10 protein-coding genes are annotated in these 16,080 nt (G+C 37.7%); 2 read left to right on the forward strand and 8 right to left on the reverse strand.

The features are described 5' to 3' along the window. Positions 1-630: 630 nt before the first annotated feature. A complete protein-coding gene (locus ACFQIC_RS03605) occupies positions 631-2,289 on the reverse strand; it encodes a b(o/a)3-type cytochrome-c oxidase subunit 1 (RefSeq protein WP_204708700.1) in 1,659 nt (552 codons plus the stop codon). Further along, on the reverse strand, positions 2,289-2,759 hold the full coding sequence (locus ACFQIC_RS03610; RefSeq protein WP_204708699.1) for a cytochrome c oxidase subunit II: 471 nt from the start codon (positions 2,757-2,759) through the stop codon (positions 2,289-2,291). The genes ACFQIC_RS03605 and ACFQIC_RS03610 overlap by 1 nt, the downstream gene beginning before the upstream one ends. 376 nt (positions 2,760-3,135) lie before the next feature. Here ACFQIC_RS03610 and ACFQIC_RS03615 point away from each other — a divergent pair, with 376 nt between their 5' ends. Beyond that, on the forward strand, positions 3,136-3,471 hold the full coding sequence (locus tag ACFQIC_RS03615) for a winged helix-turn-helix transcriptional regulator (protein ID WP_204708697.1): 336 nt from the start codon (positions 3,136-3,138) through the stop codon (positions 3,469-3,471). Positions 3,472-4,387: 916 nt separating this feature from the next. On the opposite strand, the gene ACFQIC_RS03620 is transcribed toward ACFQIC_RS03615, so the two are convergent. The 3 genes from ACFQIC_RS03620 to ACFQIC_RS03630 form a co-directional block, all read right to left on the reverse strand. After that, on the reverse strand, positions 4,388-4,975 hold the full coding sequence (locus ACFQIC_RS03620) for a hypothetical protein (RefSeq protein WP_204708696.1): 588 nt from the start codon (positions 4,973-4,975) through the stop codon (positions 4,388-4,390). A 9-nt stretch (positions 4,976-4,984) separates the two neighbouring features. Continuing rightward, entirely contained in the window at positions 4,985-6,169 is a 1,185-nt protein-coding gene (locus ACFQIC_RS03625; protein WP_204708695.1) for an Alp7A family actin-like protein, read from the reverse strand. Positions 6,170-8,500: 2,331 nt separating this feature from the next. After that, positions 8,501-9,694, reverse strand: a complete 1,194-nt coding sequence (locus ACFQIC_RS03630; RefSeq protein WP_204708694.1) for a class I SAM-dependent rRNA methyltransferase — start codon at positions 9,692-9,694, stop codon at positions 8,501-8,503. Positions 9,695-9,952: 258 nt separating this feature from the next. On the opposite strand from ACFQIC_RS03630, the gene ACFQIC_RS03635 reads away from it, so the two are divergent. Then, positions 9,953-10,966, forward strand: a complete 1,014-nt coding sequence (locus ACFQIC_RS03635; protein ID WP_204708693.1) for an LLM class flavin-dependent oxidoreductase — start codon at positions 9,953-9,955, stop codon at positions 10,964-10,966. A gap of 294 nt (positions 10,967-11,260) precedes the next feature. On the opposite strand, the gene ACFQIC_RS03640 is transcribed toward ACFQIC_RS03635, so the two are convergent. From ACFQIC_RS03640 to ACFQIC_RS03650, 3 genes are all read right to left on the reverse strand, one after another. Next, the gene (locus tag ACFQIC_RS03640; RefSeq protein ID WP_204708692.1) at positions 11,261-12,610 is read right to left on the reverse strand and encodes a dipeptidase; all 1,350 of its coding nucleotides are present in this window, start codon (positions 12,608-12,610) and stop codon (positions 11,261-11,263) included. Positions 12,611-12,995: 385 nt separating this feature from the next. After that, a complete protein-coding gene (locus ACFQIC_RS03645; protein WP_204708691.1) occupies positions 12,996-13,154 on the reverse strand; it encodes a hypothetical protein in 159 nt (52 codons plus the stop codon). Between the two features lie 1,422 nt (positions 13,155-14,576). Further along, positions 14,577-16,064: a glutamate synthase subunit beta gene (locus ACFQIC_RS03650; RefSeq protein WP_204708690.1), complete on the reverse strand. Its 1,488-nt coding sequence runs from the start codon at positions 16,062-16,064 to the stop codon at positions 14,577-14,579. Positions 16,065-16,080 lie beyond the last annotated feature (16 nt).

Raw genomic sequence — 16,080 nt, forward strand, 5'->3', positions numbered from 1 at the left:
ATTTGTTATCGACTTTTTGTGGTTCTTATACTATTTCATACGCACAGGCTACAATAATACAGGACACCCTCTCCCGTACTAGTCCAAAGCGAAAAACACACATCATAAGCGTTCCGTTGTTTAGCTTTCTCATCATAGCATTGATTGGATGGGAATCTGCGAGGCTCCTGCGGAAAACTGGCCGAAGAGACCCCTCAGTGAGAGACGAACGAGGAGACTCGCAGATTCGTCCGCGGAAAGCTAGCTAAGATTCCCAACTTCTGTTGATATCGATACTTCCACAATAAGGAACTTCCTTGTCTTATTACAAGTCAACAACATTGATGAAGTCATTAGTGGGTAACATATCTTTTCCCTGAGCCCTTTCCTTTGTTTTTTGTTTCCCATGAAAGAACCACGGATGCTTCTTAACTATCTATAAACCTTGATAAATCAACAAAAAAAGCAGGCCAATCTATATCAGAGTTGGACTGCTAGAAATTTCAAAACCAAACACTTCATAAAAGTTCCTAGAATGTTGTTAGTTAATCTTCTGTTTTTAACTCTATAATAATCGTACTAACTACTGTTATTATAACAATACTCGATAATGTTACAGCAAATGCAAAAGACATGAACTTGTTCCTCCCTTTACCAAGTTTTAAATCCTTGCGAACCATTTGGTGCGTTCTGAATCATTTCGGCTAAAGGGACTGTATAAGCAACTGCTATGAGAATCAATGCTATACCAATCCATAGTTTCCAATTTTCTAAGACTTTTGGTGTGTTCTCCGAATCGCTGGTTGCTATAGGAAAGACTACTTTAGAATGTTGATCTGATTTTGGTGCAAACCACCAGAGTTGCACGACAATAAACACTAGAATAGTTGCTGACAAAAACAAGATGGAACCTCCTATTGCCATCGTCACATGATTGCTCAACACTCCTTCAAACCAGCTTTCGGCAGCTTCATGATTATAGCCAGTGTAAGCCGTTCTTCTAGGAGCTCCAAGTAACCCTAACAAATGTTGAGCAGTGCTCATCAATAACATTCCTATCGACCACGTAACAATCTGAAGAAATGCCAACTTTTGTAGTGATTTTGTAAATTGCCGCCCTGTTAAATAGGGAACGAGCCAAAATGTCAGACCGAAAAACGTCATAGCTACAGGGGTACCTACAGTAATATGAAAGTGCCCTACAACCCACATTGTATTGTGAATAACTTCATTCATTTGAAAGCTCGCATTTATAATCCCACCAGCCCCTCCAGGAATAAAGAAAGCCATTGCTACAAAAATTGATGTAAAACGGACATCTCTCCAAGGAAGCTTTGTCACCCACCCAAATAAACCTTTTCCACCTAGTTCTCTCCCTCTTAGTTCAAAGGTAGCAAACATTGAAAAAGCAGTCATAAGTGACGGTACGATAACCATAAAAGTAAGTGCCGTTTGAAGGAACTTCCAAAAACTTGAGATCCCCGGCTCTGTTAACTGATGATGGAATCCAACAGGAATTGAAAACAATATAAACAAAATAAAGGACAAACGAGCTAATGAATCACTGAAAACTCGACCACCTATAATTTTCGGAACGATAACGTACCAAGCAATATAAGCAGGTAACAACCAAAAATAAACAAGTGGATGACCAAAATACCAAAACAAGGAACGACTTAGTTCAACGTTAATCCCATCTACCCATCCGAAAGCCCATGGGATGAACTGAAATAAGACGGTGGCAACTACACCTAGACAAGCAATTACCCAAAGGATAATCGTAGAAACTGTCATGAATGCAAAAAGCGGACTTAGAGACCCCTTATTCTTCTTCCGCCACGCTCGGTAGTGGGAAATTAACGCAAATCCTTGAATCCAAGTACCAACTACAAATAATGCCAAACCCACATAAAAGAGCCCATGAGCTTGGAGTGGAGCATAAAAAGTGTATAAGACAGATGCTCTGCCTGTAACAACCATAATAACAACTAATATCGTTCCTAATGCAGTAACCCAAAATCCTATCCAATTCCAACGCAAAACCTTTCGACTAAAATAGCCTAGCGTTCGACTCATTCCTGCCTGAAAGAATGCAAATATGAAAAAAGTTGTAAAAACCAAAGCCAAAAGAATACCGTGAGCTGTTAGCACTTGATAATAATCGAGCCACGGTGGCAAAGTCAATGCATCATTTCTAATAAAAACTTGGAGTAATCCACAAAGCGTACCGATTATAAAGGCAACATAAGCAAATCCTAAATTGTATAAAGCAACTTTTCGGTCTAAATTTGAAACTTGAAGAACATCCATTATTCGACCACCTCAATCTCTGTACTCATAAAATGATGGCCATTGCCACAGTATTCATTACATATAACTAAATAAGTTCCAGTCTCTTTAAATGTGTGAGTTTTATGATTTATTTGTCCAGGTACAGCCATCATATTCACATTTGTACCTACTATGGAGAAGCTATGAACTACATCCTCACTCGTTATTGTAAAAGTTACTTCCTCCCCTACAGGAACCGTAACTTTTCCAGGTTTATAACCAAAAGTCAACGCCACCATTACTACTTCATATGAACCATCTTCCTTTTGTTGGAGACCGGGTTCATTAAAAGGTTTCGTTTCATTTACCTTTTCCGAGTCGATAGTCATCTGACCTCCAGATGGTGTATGCCCTTGGTGAAAAGCACTCACACCAACTACAGATAAAAAGATTATAAGAGCAATAATACCGAAGGCTAACCATATTTTTTCAAATTTATGCAAATGCATGTAACAACCCTCCCTGTGTTAGGTTCTTCCAATATAGAGTAAATAGATGCTCATCCACATGACTATAATAATTACCCCAATAAATATCACACTGAATAGCGTTCCCTTCAGATTTTCTTCAGATTTAGTCTTCAATGATCCATCCCCCTTTTTATTTCTTATACTTTTATAATTGTAACGATGAAACTGTTTCATCGTTATCAGGGAATCCCCTCATCTTTTGCAGCAGATTCCCTGATTCTAAAATCCCCACAAAAAAGCCTGCAATTCTGCAGGCTTTTAGGGATTTACCCATGGTATCTTTTAGTAAGTTACTTATATGTATTTATTCTATTACTTTTCGTGGTATGGTATAATGCTTTTAGGAGTGATGGTTATGAATAAATCTATTTGTCCTCGATTTGAAAAGGCAATAGGTATCCTTAGTCAACGTTGGACTGGCCTTATCATTTATCAACTATTAGAAGGCAACCAACGCTTTAGAAGCATCGAATCATCGATTGGTATTAGTGGAAAAGTTCTCTCAGACCGCTTGAAGGATATGGAAAAAGAAGGGCTTGTTAATCGTGAGGTTTTTCCTGAGACTCCGGTTCGAATAGAATACTCCTTAACTGAAAAAGGACAATCTTTAAAACCTATTATAGATAATATAGAATCTTGGTCCCATGATTGGATTAACTTAACTCAAGACGATACCGGAATTTCGAAATAATCTACGGAGACCTTACTATTAATATAAGTAGTTCCGTTACCGCGGAGAAACATACGAAATAGCATACTAATTAGCAGGCCAAGTCGCATATGATTTGGTCTCTTATTTCCCTCTTATATATCAATGGTTATGGGATACTACACAACTATCATACAAAATCGCAACAAAAATAACATAATGACAAAACACAGACAACATAAAAACGACCTTAAAAAGACTCAGAGAAAATACTGAGCCTTTTTGCTTGTTAATTATAATGCGTATTTAATGTGAAAACCTATGATGATTCCCTTGTGATTTAATATGTTATTCCCAATTTTCGCTTCCAATACGGAACCAGTTACTATTAATGTAAGGTCTTTTTTTCTGTATTATATCGACATTTCCCGGGAAATATCGAGTTTTACATTATTTCACTTATAATTTTTGATTTAAATACCCATAATAGTTGCTATCTACTTAAAAAAGGATGAGAGATCTCATGAAACCTTACTTATGCCCCAATTGCAAAACAAATAGGTCAAGATTTAATAAGATTAAACAAGTATCTACTTCTGTAAAATTAGACCCAAGATCTGGTGAGGTTCTTTCGGAGTGCAGCTCTGATCAACTTGCAGTCTATCACATCGATTACAAAGGACCTGAATATAAGATTCAGTGTGGCTCATGTGGTTTAATAGAAAATGAACTTACTTTTCTAAGTTTTGCAGAACATAACCCACTTTCTTAGTCCATTAACACACCATTCCTGATCACGGGACAAATATTTGGAATTCGCACATGAAATTTTCATGTGTAAATTATGACGTTATTTATCCTAGTCATTCGTCTTCTAATCATAATGCGATTCCTATTCTAATTCAAATTTCGTATATAAAAGCCCCTGATATTATTGATAATATCAGGGGCTTTTATACTATTTATTCATACTTGATAGAAAGTCTCCAAGTAAATCATCATCATCTTCCTCCACTTCATTATCACTTACACTACTGCGGAGGTCACCTTGCAAACTATCTAAATTTAAGTCATCCAGGTCATTGTCGTTATGTTCTGACGAGGATTCATCAATTTCTTTTAATTGTGGGTCTTTTTGATCATCCGTTTTCTCTTCACTAGCAGCAATCTCTTCTTGGAGATAGAGTGCTTCATCGATGTCTACAGATTTACTGTTTAATGAGGCTAATAATGTCATCGCCCTTGTGGGATCACTCATCAATTGATAGATAATGCTTCCCATTAGAGCTTCTGAGTGTTCGTGCTTCATCCAGTTACGTTGTTCTTTGGTAAGCTGGCGGGGCAAAGGGATCGTAACCGTTTCTTTTTCCTTTGAAAGAGAGCGACTAACCCCATCCATTACGAACTCTGCAACTTTACTTGAAAAATTCCTTCGCTCCGTCTCTTTTAGTTCCGTCAACTGTTTTAGCAAATGATCTGGTGTGTCAGAGGGGACACGAAATGTAATGGACTGCCCCCTTTCCACACCTTTCTTATCATTACTCATTTAATCACCTTACTTCGATGATGCTTTCTCTTTCTTGTTGTCGTCCTTTTTCGCATTTACGGCTTCTGATTTACGTTGGAAATCAGAAATTAACTTATAGTAAGCATTGGCCATCATCCAAATACTTTCATTTTCGTCTTCAAAGAAGTCAATATTAAATCCATCTAACTTATTATTAAGTGTCTTAATATATTCTTTTAATACAGCTGAACCTCCGCCAACAAAATAGCAAATCTCTGATTGAGAATTCTTTTGCCATACATTTCTTAAGAAGCGATATTGCTTCTTGGCTAATTCTAAGAGAATGCGGTCTGTGGTATCATGAACGCTGGTTCGACTACCTTTTACCATAATGTGATGGCGGTCATTTTTCCTTGTGATAATGTCTACAACGTCACGACGACTATCCAATTGAACACCATGTTTAGTCATAATTTCATCACGAATTTGCTCTAATGACTCAGCCACTCCTAAGTTAAATCCTTGCGCCTTATCGTCATCAACATTACGATTCCTGATCACAGCGATATCTGTTGAAAGACCTCCAATATCTTGAATAAGGATTTGCTTGTCTACTAGTTCTTTATTGATAATATTTAAGTCGTTATCCATCACTAAGTTCACATATGCTGCAAACCCTTCAGGGTAAACCTTAACCTCATCAAATTTGATATTCACTTTCATCCCTTGATATTTAGGAGTTACTAGGAATTCCACTTGGTGGACTGATCCTAGGAGTTGGGAGCGATATCCAACATCTTTACCTTCTTTCACTTCACGAAGAGGAAGACCTGTTCCAAGGGTGTAGTTTGCTTCAATTACACTGTTTTTGTGTGATTGTGCATCTTTTCTCGATACTGAATCTAAAGCAATAGAGGCAAACAACATTATGAGAGTTTGATCTTCTTCAGATTTACTGCTTCCTGGATCTAATTCAGTTGAATTATCACTCTTAGCAGCAAGATTACCTACTCGATAAATCGCATTATTCTCTTGTAGTGCAGGAGAATGCACGCGAATATGTATATTATCAATAGGGTCTTTATCATCTAAGTCCTCAATCCCAATTACCGGACGGTCCTCCAAATCTCTCGCGAGTACATTAGGTATATATAATTCAGATTCTAACTTGCCGAAATTCGCTTTTACTGAATCGTTTCCTACATCAACAGCAGCAATTCTTGATTTTGTCATATAATTGCTCTCCTTTTAAAAATGGATTTTTTGCTAGATTTATCTAGCTATACTATTAAACATATTAGATTCCTGTTTAATAGTCAATGTGACTATTTACGTGTTCATTAATGTGTACAAATATGCGGTTTTAGTGTACATGTATACAAACACGCACACTTCCTTTAGTAACAACTTGTTTGCATTTTTGTATACAAGCGTACGTCTTTGTGTACAATTTAAATACTTTTTGTGTACATGTTTACTTTTTCGTTTACATTAAAATGACTCAATTAACAAGCGTGATTTAGTAGATAATGTAGTAGGAGTTTAAATAGAAGTGAAGAAAAAGTTTGAATATAAATAGTTTGAGAGTTAAATCGCGAGAGAATATTGAATGAATTTTAAACGAGATGAATTGGTAATTATATTAAATTTACTATCAAAGGGAAAATCATATTTCATAAAATTACCACAGGAAAAACGGACACTGTTAAGGTATCCAGTATACTGTTAACCATTTACCTGTTCTTTTAAATAAAATCTTTTGATCCTATTGAGATTGTGCTTTAAATTGCAGAACAAAATTATATCTTCAACTTACCTATTTTCCCATCCCCCAAAAATCACACTCTTATAATACACTTGTGTAAGAGGAATTAATTTGCACACTTCAAACCCGCCCATTCCTTTATTCTTCAGAAATTACTAGAGAAAGCTATTAAATATGTGAGGGGGTGCGTTAGATTATATAGTAAGTATGTTCTACTGACCTCAATTTGTATTCTTTTACGTATACATGCGTGCATTATCGTATACATGGCTGCAAGTCAACGTGTGTTCGCATTTGTATACATGCATACGTAATTGCGTACAAATTAAATACATATTGCATACATGTAAACATTTTTGCATACATGAATAGTCACTATATTATAATGAGTGTGATGATAGATTTATAATAAAATGACGCACGTAGACCGCTTCTGAGAAGAGTTCAAGCATCTATTGGTACATTGATACTCAAATGAATTAAAATCCGTGAGAAACTATGAGAAGCACGTTTACGAGTAAGTAGTTCCGTCTCGGTGGATAAACTTACGAAATAGCATATGATTGGGGCTCTTATTTTCACCTTATATATAAATGGTTATGGGATAATAACACTTGAATTATCAGACAAAATCGAAACCCAAATAACATAATGACAATAGCTGTTGTCAACGTGCTAATTACTCTGTTGATTTTTATAGACCAAGTAGATAATTATCATTTTATGTTGAATTAATTGTAGAGTATGTGAAGGATTGTTCTTAACAGAGCAGTATTGTTGAAGACTCGATTACGAGATGATTGTGTGGAGAAAGGGGCGGTGGGGAAGGAGTCGCTTTCCGTGGGCGTGCGCTGAGCCTCCTCAGGCTGGCGCCTTCCGGGGTCTCATCTAACCCGCGTATCCCACAAGAGTCTCCCCCCTTGCCCTATGTTTCTATCGAAATCGTGCCGTACGACCTTCCCTGTTAAAGTATGAGATATCTATTATAACGCCAATTGAACCCTGCTGATACAGACCAGTGAATATTACCATAACACTAGATCTATTGAATCACTCAGATAAGTTATTAGATTACCTGTTTAGATGAAGTGCGCCTGTTAAGGGGCCTTGACAATAAGACTCTGTAGTAATAATTTCAGGACATAAACGGCAACTAGGAACTTACTTGGCGTGTTATTTCAGTTTGCAACTGCACACTTGTTCCATATGGTGTAGCGAACACAGAAGACGACTTATGGCAGTAGGGCCCGTTCATTAAAAGCAAAGGATGGGTGGCTAGGAAGCGGGGAGATTCCCAAGCCCCCATTGATGTGTGAGAAACGAATCCCTTTCCCAGAAGGACTATCTTCCACTATCCGTGTTCTATTGCAATGAACCTCTCTCTGTCAAGGATTTTAATAGGACCGCCCGCTATATGCAAACTTAGGAATGGCTGTTTTTTCTTGAAGTGGTATCGAGAAACTTATATGGTAAAGGGGCGGAGGGAAACGGGGAGACTCCTATGGGATGTGCGGGACAGCTGAGACCCCACAGGACGAAATCCGAGGAGGCTCAGCGCCCGCCCCATGGAAAGCGAGCCGTTTCCCGCAGCCCCTACATTCACACAAACATCTCGAATTCAAGCACAATCTCTGATTTTGTATGCTAATTTATATGTTAAATACCGATAATCGTTGATATAACAAGGAATAATAAGAGACCAAATCATATGCGATTTGGTCTCTTCATTCGTATGTTATTTCATGTTTTGTACTCGAAAACTGAATCCGTTACTCTTAAAGGAACCGTACTCTAGTTGATCAACCTTCTATTCTTATAAATAAAACCTTTAAATAATTACCTTCCTTAAATTGTGACGAAGTTTTAAAATCATTAGGTAAAGAGTATTCTTCCACTATTTTATATTTCCTACCCATTTCATTGAATGCCGTTTCTGCGAAGGATTTAAATTTACTCATATTAAATTTACTACAATTGGTTGAAGCGACAACTACACCGTCACGTTCAGTTATCTCAATTGTCTCTTTTAATAATTTTGTGTAATCCTTTTCCGCACGAAAAGTTGTTTTTTTCGACCTTGCGAAACTAGGTGGATCAAGGACAACAAGATCAAACTTCTTATCTTTTCTTTTAGCATATTTAAAATATTGGAATACATCTTCAACGACAATATCCTGTACTTCGTAGTCCACACCATTTAGGCTGAAATTTTCGATCGTTTTTGCATAACTACGATTAGCTAAATCAACACTTGTGGTATGGGATGCCCCTCCCAATGCAGCAAAAACAGAAAATGCGCCTGTGTAAGAGAATGTATTTAAAACCTTTTTCCCCTGTGCATACTCGTTGCGAATTTTTTTCCTAACCTCACGTTGATCTAAAAACACTCCTACCATGGCACCTTCATTCAAATAAACAGCAAAGCTTACTCCATTTTCTTTTACAATTATAGGGAAATCACCTCGTTCGCCAGTAACAAATTCGTCCTCTTCAATGTATTGTCCTTGTTTACCGAACCTTTTCTTTTCATAAATAGCTTGATATTCAATCAATTCAGTTAGTGATTCTAAAACATAGTCCCTAAAAGTAAAAATTCCTTCACTGTACCAATTGATTAAGTAGTAACCGTTAAAGTTATCGATTGTCAAACCGCCAATACCATCCCCTTCCCCATTAAAGATACGAAAAGCATTAGTATCATCAGCAGAAAAGAATTTTTTTCTTAAGCTAATGGCCTTTTGCAGACTTTTTTTGAAAAAATCTCTATCAATTTCTTCTTCCTTGAGTGTCAAGAGCCAGCCTAACCCTTTATTTTGTAAACCATGGTAACCTTTTCCGATAAATCCTCCTCTTTCATCTAACAGTTTTAAAATTGCACCTTCTTCCTTTAACTTCTCAGGATTGACTAGAGATGACTTTTGAATAAGTGGATAACCTTTACTATATTTGTTAACATATTTACTTTTTACAGTTAAAGTTGTTTCTTGTGACATATAAATCTCCCGTCTTCTTAGTGATTTGCTTCTATGTTAAAGATATCTTTGATCGCAAGCAAGTTTTAATCAACATTTTGCAACCTTAATGATCATGGAGAATTAGTATAAGTTTTATATTATCGGATATGTCTAAAGTATTCTTAAAATTGGAACTCCCTCTCCTAGCTTTAGGTAAGCAGAATCTTTTGAGACACGAAATAAAATTGGTACGATAAAAGAGAATTAAATGATTTAAAAAAAGAAGGAAGATGCAGAATGACAGATAAACAATTGAATGAAATAAAATTTTCCGTATTAGATTTAGCTCCAGTTGTAGAAGGAGGCAGTCCAGACCAATCCTTTAGGAACAGTGTGGACTTAGCTCAAAACGTTGAAAAATGGGGATTTACGAGATATTGGATGGCAGAACATCATAATATGCCATTTATAGCGAGTTCGGCTACATCTATTGCTATTAGTCATATTGCTCATCATACATCTACGATTCGAGTAGGATCCGGCGGAGTTATGCTTCCAAATCATGCACCCCTTATCATAGCTGAGCAATTTGGGACTCTTGAGACGCTGTTTCCTGGCCGTATTGACCTAGGCTTAGGTCGAGCCCCAGGTACTGACCAAATAACCGCTCAAGCGCTTCGTCGTAACTTAAACGGTGATGCCAACAACTTCCCTGCACAGCTTGATGAACTTCGTGGGTACTTTGATCCTTCTTTATCTACAGGAATAAACAGAGTTCACGCTATACCAGGGGAAGGGCTTGATGTGCCAATTTGGTTGCTTGGGTCAAGTGGCTTTAGCGCTCAATTAGCCGGCCAACTCGGTTTACCTTTTTCCTTTGCTAGTCATTTCTCCCCAAACAATACAATGGGAGCCTTAGATTTATATCGTCGTAATTTCCAGCCCTCTTCAACCTTAGATGAACCTCATGTAATGGTAGGAGTGAATGTCATTGCGGCAGATTCTGATGAGGAAGCTGAACGGTTAGCTACATCACTTTACCAACAATTCCTAAACTTAATTCGTAATACGAATATGCTGTTACAGCCTCCTGTTGATGATATGAATGAAATTTGGATAGAGCAAGAAAAGCAAGCTCTACAACAACAGTTAGGAGCTTCAATTATCGGCGGTCCTGAAAAAGTTCGCGCTGAATTGCAAAATTTCCTTAATGATACACAAGCGGATGAAATGATGGTAATTTCCCAAATATACGATCACGATGCACGTCTTCGCTCGTATGAAATTGTTGCGGATATTATGAATAGCTAGTTATTGACCCAGTCACAAATGTGGCTGGGTTTTTTAAAACCATCAGAGGGTAAGTTTACGTTATAATAAATTTAATAAAGGACGGTGTTTTTTCATGAAAGAATTAGTTGGAATCTGTAAATACTGCGGACGAAACATCTACTGTATGGATGGATTTTTGGATGGAGAAATTGTAAAAGACAACACCCTCATATGCCCAAAGTGTGCAGAATGAAAAAACAGATTCCTAAGATGATGTAGTTTGCTTTAGGTACAAAAACTGAACTACTTCAACTGAAAATTCAGTCTCTCCTCTTATAGGTCCAATAAATAATCACAAACAGTTTCTATACCTTTTGTGAAATTTTCGATGTGTAAGTGTTCATTTGGTGCGTGCAAGTTCTCAGAAGGTAACCCAAATCCCATTAAAACAACAGGAGCATCGAGGACTCTAGAGAATACTTCTACAATAGGAATTGACCCTCCTTCTTTAGGAAAAAGCGGACGTACACCATAAACTTTTTCAAAACTACTCGCTGCTTTTTGAATCATTTCATTAGTAGAGTCTAAAGAAACAGGTTTAGCTTGAATTAGCTGGTTTAAGGTAACTTTGCTGCCCACTGGCTTCTGTTTTTGGATATGCTGTTCAATTCGCTTAAACACTTCCGATGGATCTTGGTCCCCAACGAGGCGACAACTTATTTTTGCCTGTGCTTGGCTTGGTACAATGGTTTTCAAACCTTCCCCTTGGAAACCACCACCCACTCCGTTTATTTCCAGAGTAGGACGTATTCCTACTCGTTCTTGAAAAGTAAAACCATTTTCACCATATAAAACGTCTAAACCTAATTGTTTTTTTGTGCTCTCTTCATCAAAAGGAATTTCAGCTACCTCATTACGAAGCTGTTCAGTTGGCTCCGGAACCCCTTCATAGAAGCCTTCTACTGATACCTGACCCTGATTGTTATGAAAAGATCCTAACAACTCGACGAGTGTATGAATACTATTAGGCACCCCTCCCCCATAAGATCCCGAATGAAGGTCTGTATTAGCCGTTTCCACATTTAATTCTAGCGCTAAGGCTCCTCTCAAGGAGGTACATATTGCTGGTTGTCCTTTTTCGATAAATGAAGTATCAGAAATAAGCACCGCATCTGCAGATAGTTTTTCTTGGTTTTCCTTAATAAAAGGGGCTAAGTTCGGACTCGCTACTTCCTCTTCCCCCTCTATACAAAACTTCACATTTACCGGGAGTTTTCCGTGCTCCTCCATTAATAATTGCATAGCTTTTACATGAATAAATAATTGGCCTTTATCATCTGTAGCGCCGCGAGCATATATTTTGTCGTCTTTAATAGTAGGTTCAAAAGGAGGTGTTTCCCATAATTCTAGAGGATCAGCTGGCTGCACATCATAATGCCCATAAATAAGCACTGTTGGTTTATCATCGGCATGTAACCAATCACCATAGACAATTGGGTGACCTTCCGTTTTAATAATCTCCACATTTTCCATCCCTGCTAGCTCTAGGGAATCTGCTAGCCACTTTGCCCCTCTTTGAACATCAGGTTTATGTTCTGATAAGGACGATATACTTGGTATGCTTAAGAATTCCACTAATTCGGTTAAAAACCGACTTTTATGTAATTCAACTTGTTTCCTCATACAATCTCTCCTTATAAATTAGGTTTAATATTTAACATAGCCAAATATTATTAAGACTATTATATCAAATCGGCTGCTTTTATTCTCGAGCACTAATAAGTGATTGTGTATGTCATCTCGTTTGGCGTTGATGGGGAGGAAATTGGTGAGACTCTTGCGGAAAAACCTACGCATCGAGACCCCGCAGCGCAGCTAATTTCCTCCCCATCAACCATTACCTCTTATTAAACAATCTGGGGCTTTAACGTAATAAGATAAGCAACTTGCCTAATAAAGAAATCAATACTTTTCACAACAAAATTAACACACCAAATTAATAAGTAAAAAGAAGACTCTGTGGTAGATACCACAGAGTCTTAGAAGACCTATTCTATATATTTTACAATCAGCCCTGCTGATTTACTTCCAATACAGGGGTCGCATGATTTGAAGGATCTGATAACGTGTTTTTCTTTTTGAATAAGCTTTGAACTTTTTCAACAGCCACTAAAACTAGAAATGTGATTAATACAGTTAGTGACAACATATAAAGAGATGTAAGCATAAGCTATTATCCCCCTTCTCCATTAATATATCGGGATTTATTATTAAATCCTCTTATATAATACCAAATATCCCGATAATGTAAACACATTTTTTGTATTCTCTTAAATACTTTCAATTTCTAATCGTTTCCTTGAATACATTTAAAAAAGACATAACAAATGAAGCTCATCTTATTTTAGTTAATGAACTGGATAAATAACGCTACTTTGACAATCAAAGCTTAAAGTTCTTAATATACTTGTGACCGCTTGAAAGAGTTGACACAGTTTTTTCTTGTTAAAATATAACATTTTTTCCAGTTAAGGACTGCCCTTTTATTTATAAGAGTGTGTATGATCGTCTTACCAATCATACAACCATTGTTACTCTTATCAATATCGATGCTCACGAAAGGGGTAAACATACGAATAGTTATGCACATTGACGAAGTTGTGCTTGTTGCGCTAACTTAGCAGGATTGTTGAAGACTCGATTCCGAGATGATTGTGTGGAGAAAGGGGCGGTGGGGAAGGAGTCGCTTGCCGTATGTTTCTATCGAAATCGTGCCGTTCTACCGTCCCTGTTAAAGTATGAGATATCTGATATAACGCCAATTGAAGCCTGATACAGATCAGGAGATATGGCCATCACAGAGGAATGCTTTTCACTTGAAGCACCACATCTGATGCTTCCGTTCTCCTCACGAAAGCAAGAAGGTCCGGGAAATCGCAAGACTCCTGTGGGATGAACATGATCGGTGAGATCCCGTAAGGCGTAGCCTGAGGAAGCTCACCACATGCCCACGGAAAGCGAGTGATTTCCCGGACCTTCTAACGCCATCCTTTGTAACGGAAACCACCGTATAAATCAGGACAATGATTAACAAATGTTTTGTTATTAGAGGCTGCAATTCACTATAACATGGGGATAATAATTTCCAGTAAAGTGTGTCAGTTATTTTAGCAGAAACTGTTTTATTTTAAATGACGGTCACACAATACTATTTTCTAATATAAAAATTCCTAGCGTATCGTTCATACTGTAGTCACTTTAGAAGCTTTCTCTGATCAGGGCCTAGAATAGAGCCTTCTTAAATCTTGATAAATCAACAAAAAGAAGCAGTCCAATCTATATAAGAAAATGGACTGCTAGAAACTTAGTTATTTAATGTTTTATACTCTTAAATCAAAAACCATTACTATTTTAGATGAGTTTCTTTTCTATTTACTATTATAGCAGGGACAGTATAAACCCAATAACCACTATGGCACCAATTATCATTAAAATTGTACGTATCATGAATGACATCCTCTCTTCCGGGTATTACTCTTCACTTTCCTTATTTATCTGCATATAAAACGATAAGTATGTAATTTCGTTCATTTTCCTCATAAGATCACAAAAAAACTAGACCCACCATCAGGTCTAGTTCTTTGTTCTCTTATGGAAGTACTGTTGACCCCATCAGATAACGATCACATTCACGAGCAGCTTCACGGCCTTCGTTGATAGCCCAAACAATCAAACTCTGTCCTCTGCGCATATCTCCAGCAGCAAATACACCCTCTTCGTTCGTTGTATATTTACCATATTCGGCTTTAATATTTGATCTATCTGTAGTTTCTACGCCTAGTTTATTAATCAAGTCTTGTTCCGGCCCACTAAATCCGATGGCAAGCAATACAAGATCTGCTTTCCAGACTTTTTCAGTACCTGGAATCTCACGACGCATTCGATTTCCTTTTTCATCAAAAATCAATTCAACATTAACTGTATGAACCTCTTTTATACGACCTTTCCCATCACCTACGAAACGTTTAGTCATAACAGCATAGGCCCTAGGATCACGCCCCAAGTTAGCAGATGCCTCATTATGACCATATTCCACACGGTGTACAATTGGATATTGTGGCCATGGATTAGTTAGGTCATCACGGTCTTCAGGTTTTTTATCATAAATATCAAATTGCGTAAGACTTTTACATTCATGACGTACAGATGTAGCTAAACAGTCTGTCCCCGTATCCCCACCACCGATAACAATGACGTCTTTATCTTTGGCAGAAATATAGTTGCCATCTTCAAGGTTAGAGTCTAAGAGACTTTTAGTATTTGAATGAAGGAAATCCATCGCATAATGAACGCCTCTCAAACTTCTGCCTTCAGCTTCTATATTGCGGTGTACAGTAGCTCCTCCACAAAGTACGACAGCGTCATATTCATCGCGAAGTCTAGATACAGGATAGTTGCGTCCCACTTCTGTATTCGTCACAAATTTGATGCCTTCTTGTTCTAAAATATCTACACGACGTTTTACGATGGAATACGAAAGTTTCATTTCTGGGATTCCGTAAGTAAGTAGACCACCTACACGGTCGTTACGTTCGTAAACAGTCACGAGATGCCCTGCTTTGTTTAATTGTGCAGCAGTTGCTAGTCCAGCTGGACCTGAGCCTACGACTGCTACTTTTTTACCTGTCCGAGTTTCTGGAGGCTCAGGCTGAACCCATCCATTCTCAAAGCCTTTTTCAATAATTGAACGTTCAACTGTTCGAATAGCCACAGGTGGTTCGTTTATCCCAAGTACACAAGCACCTTCACAAGGCGCTGGACATGCGAATCCTGTGAATTCAGGAAAGTTGTTCATTTCATGTTCTTTATTCAAGGCTTCTTTCCATTGTCCCCGATAGACTAGATCATTCCATTCAGGAATTAAGTGATATACAGGACAACCTGTTGTTGAGCCATTGATTTCCATACCAGATTGACAAGTAGGGACGCCGCAATCCATGCAGCGAGCCCCCTGAACTTGTACTTCTTCTTCAGACAAAGGAAGTGTATAGTCATTCCAATCCTCTGTCCGGTCGGCTGGGTCACGTTGATTTTGTGATTGCCGTTCATACTCCATAAAACCTGTCGGCTTCCCCATTAGATCCCCTCCTGTT

It is taken from the genome of Halobacillus seohaensis (assembly GCF_042663045.1).
Classification (GTDB): Bacteria; Bacillota; Bacilli; order Bacillales; family Halobacillaceae; genus Halobacillus_A; species Halobacillus_A seohaensis.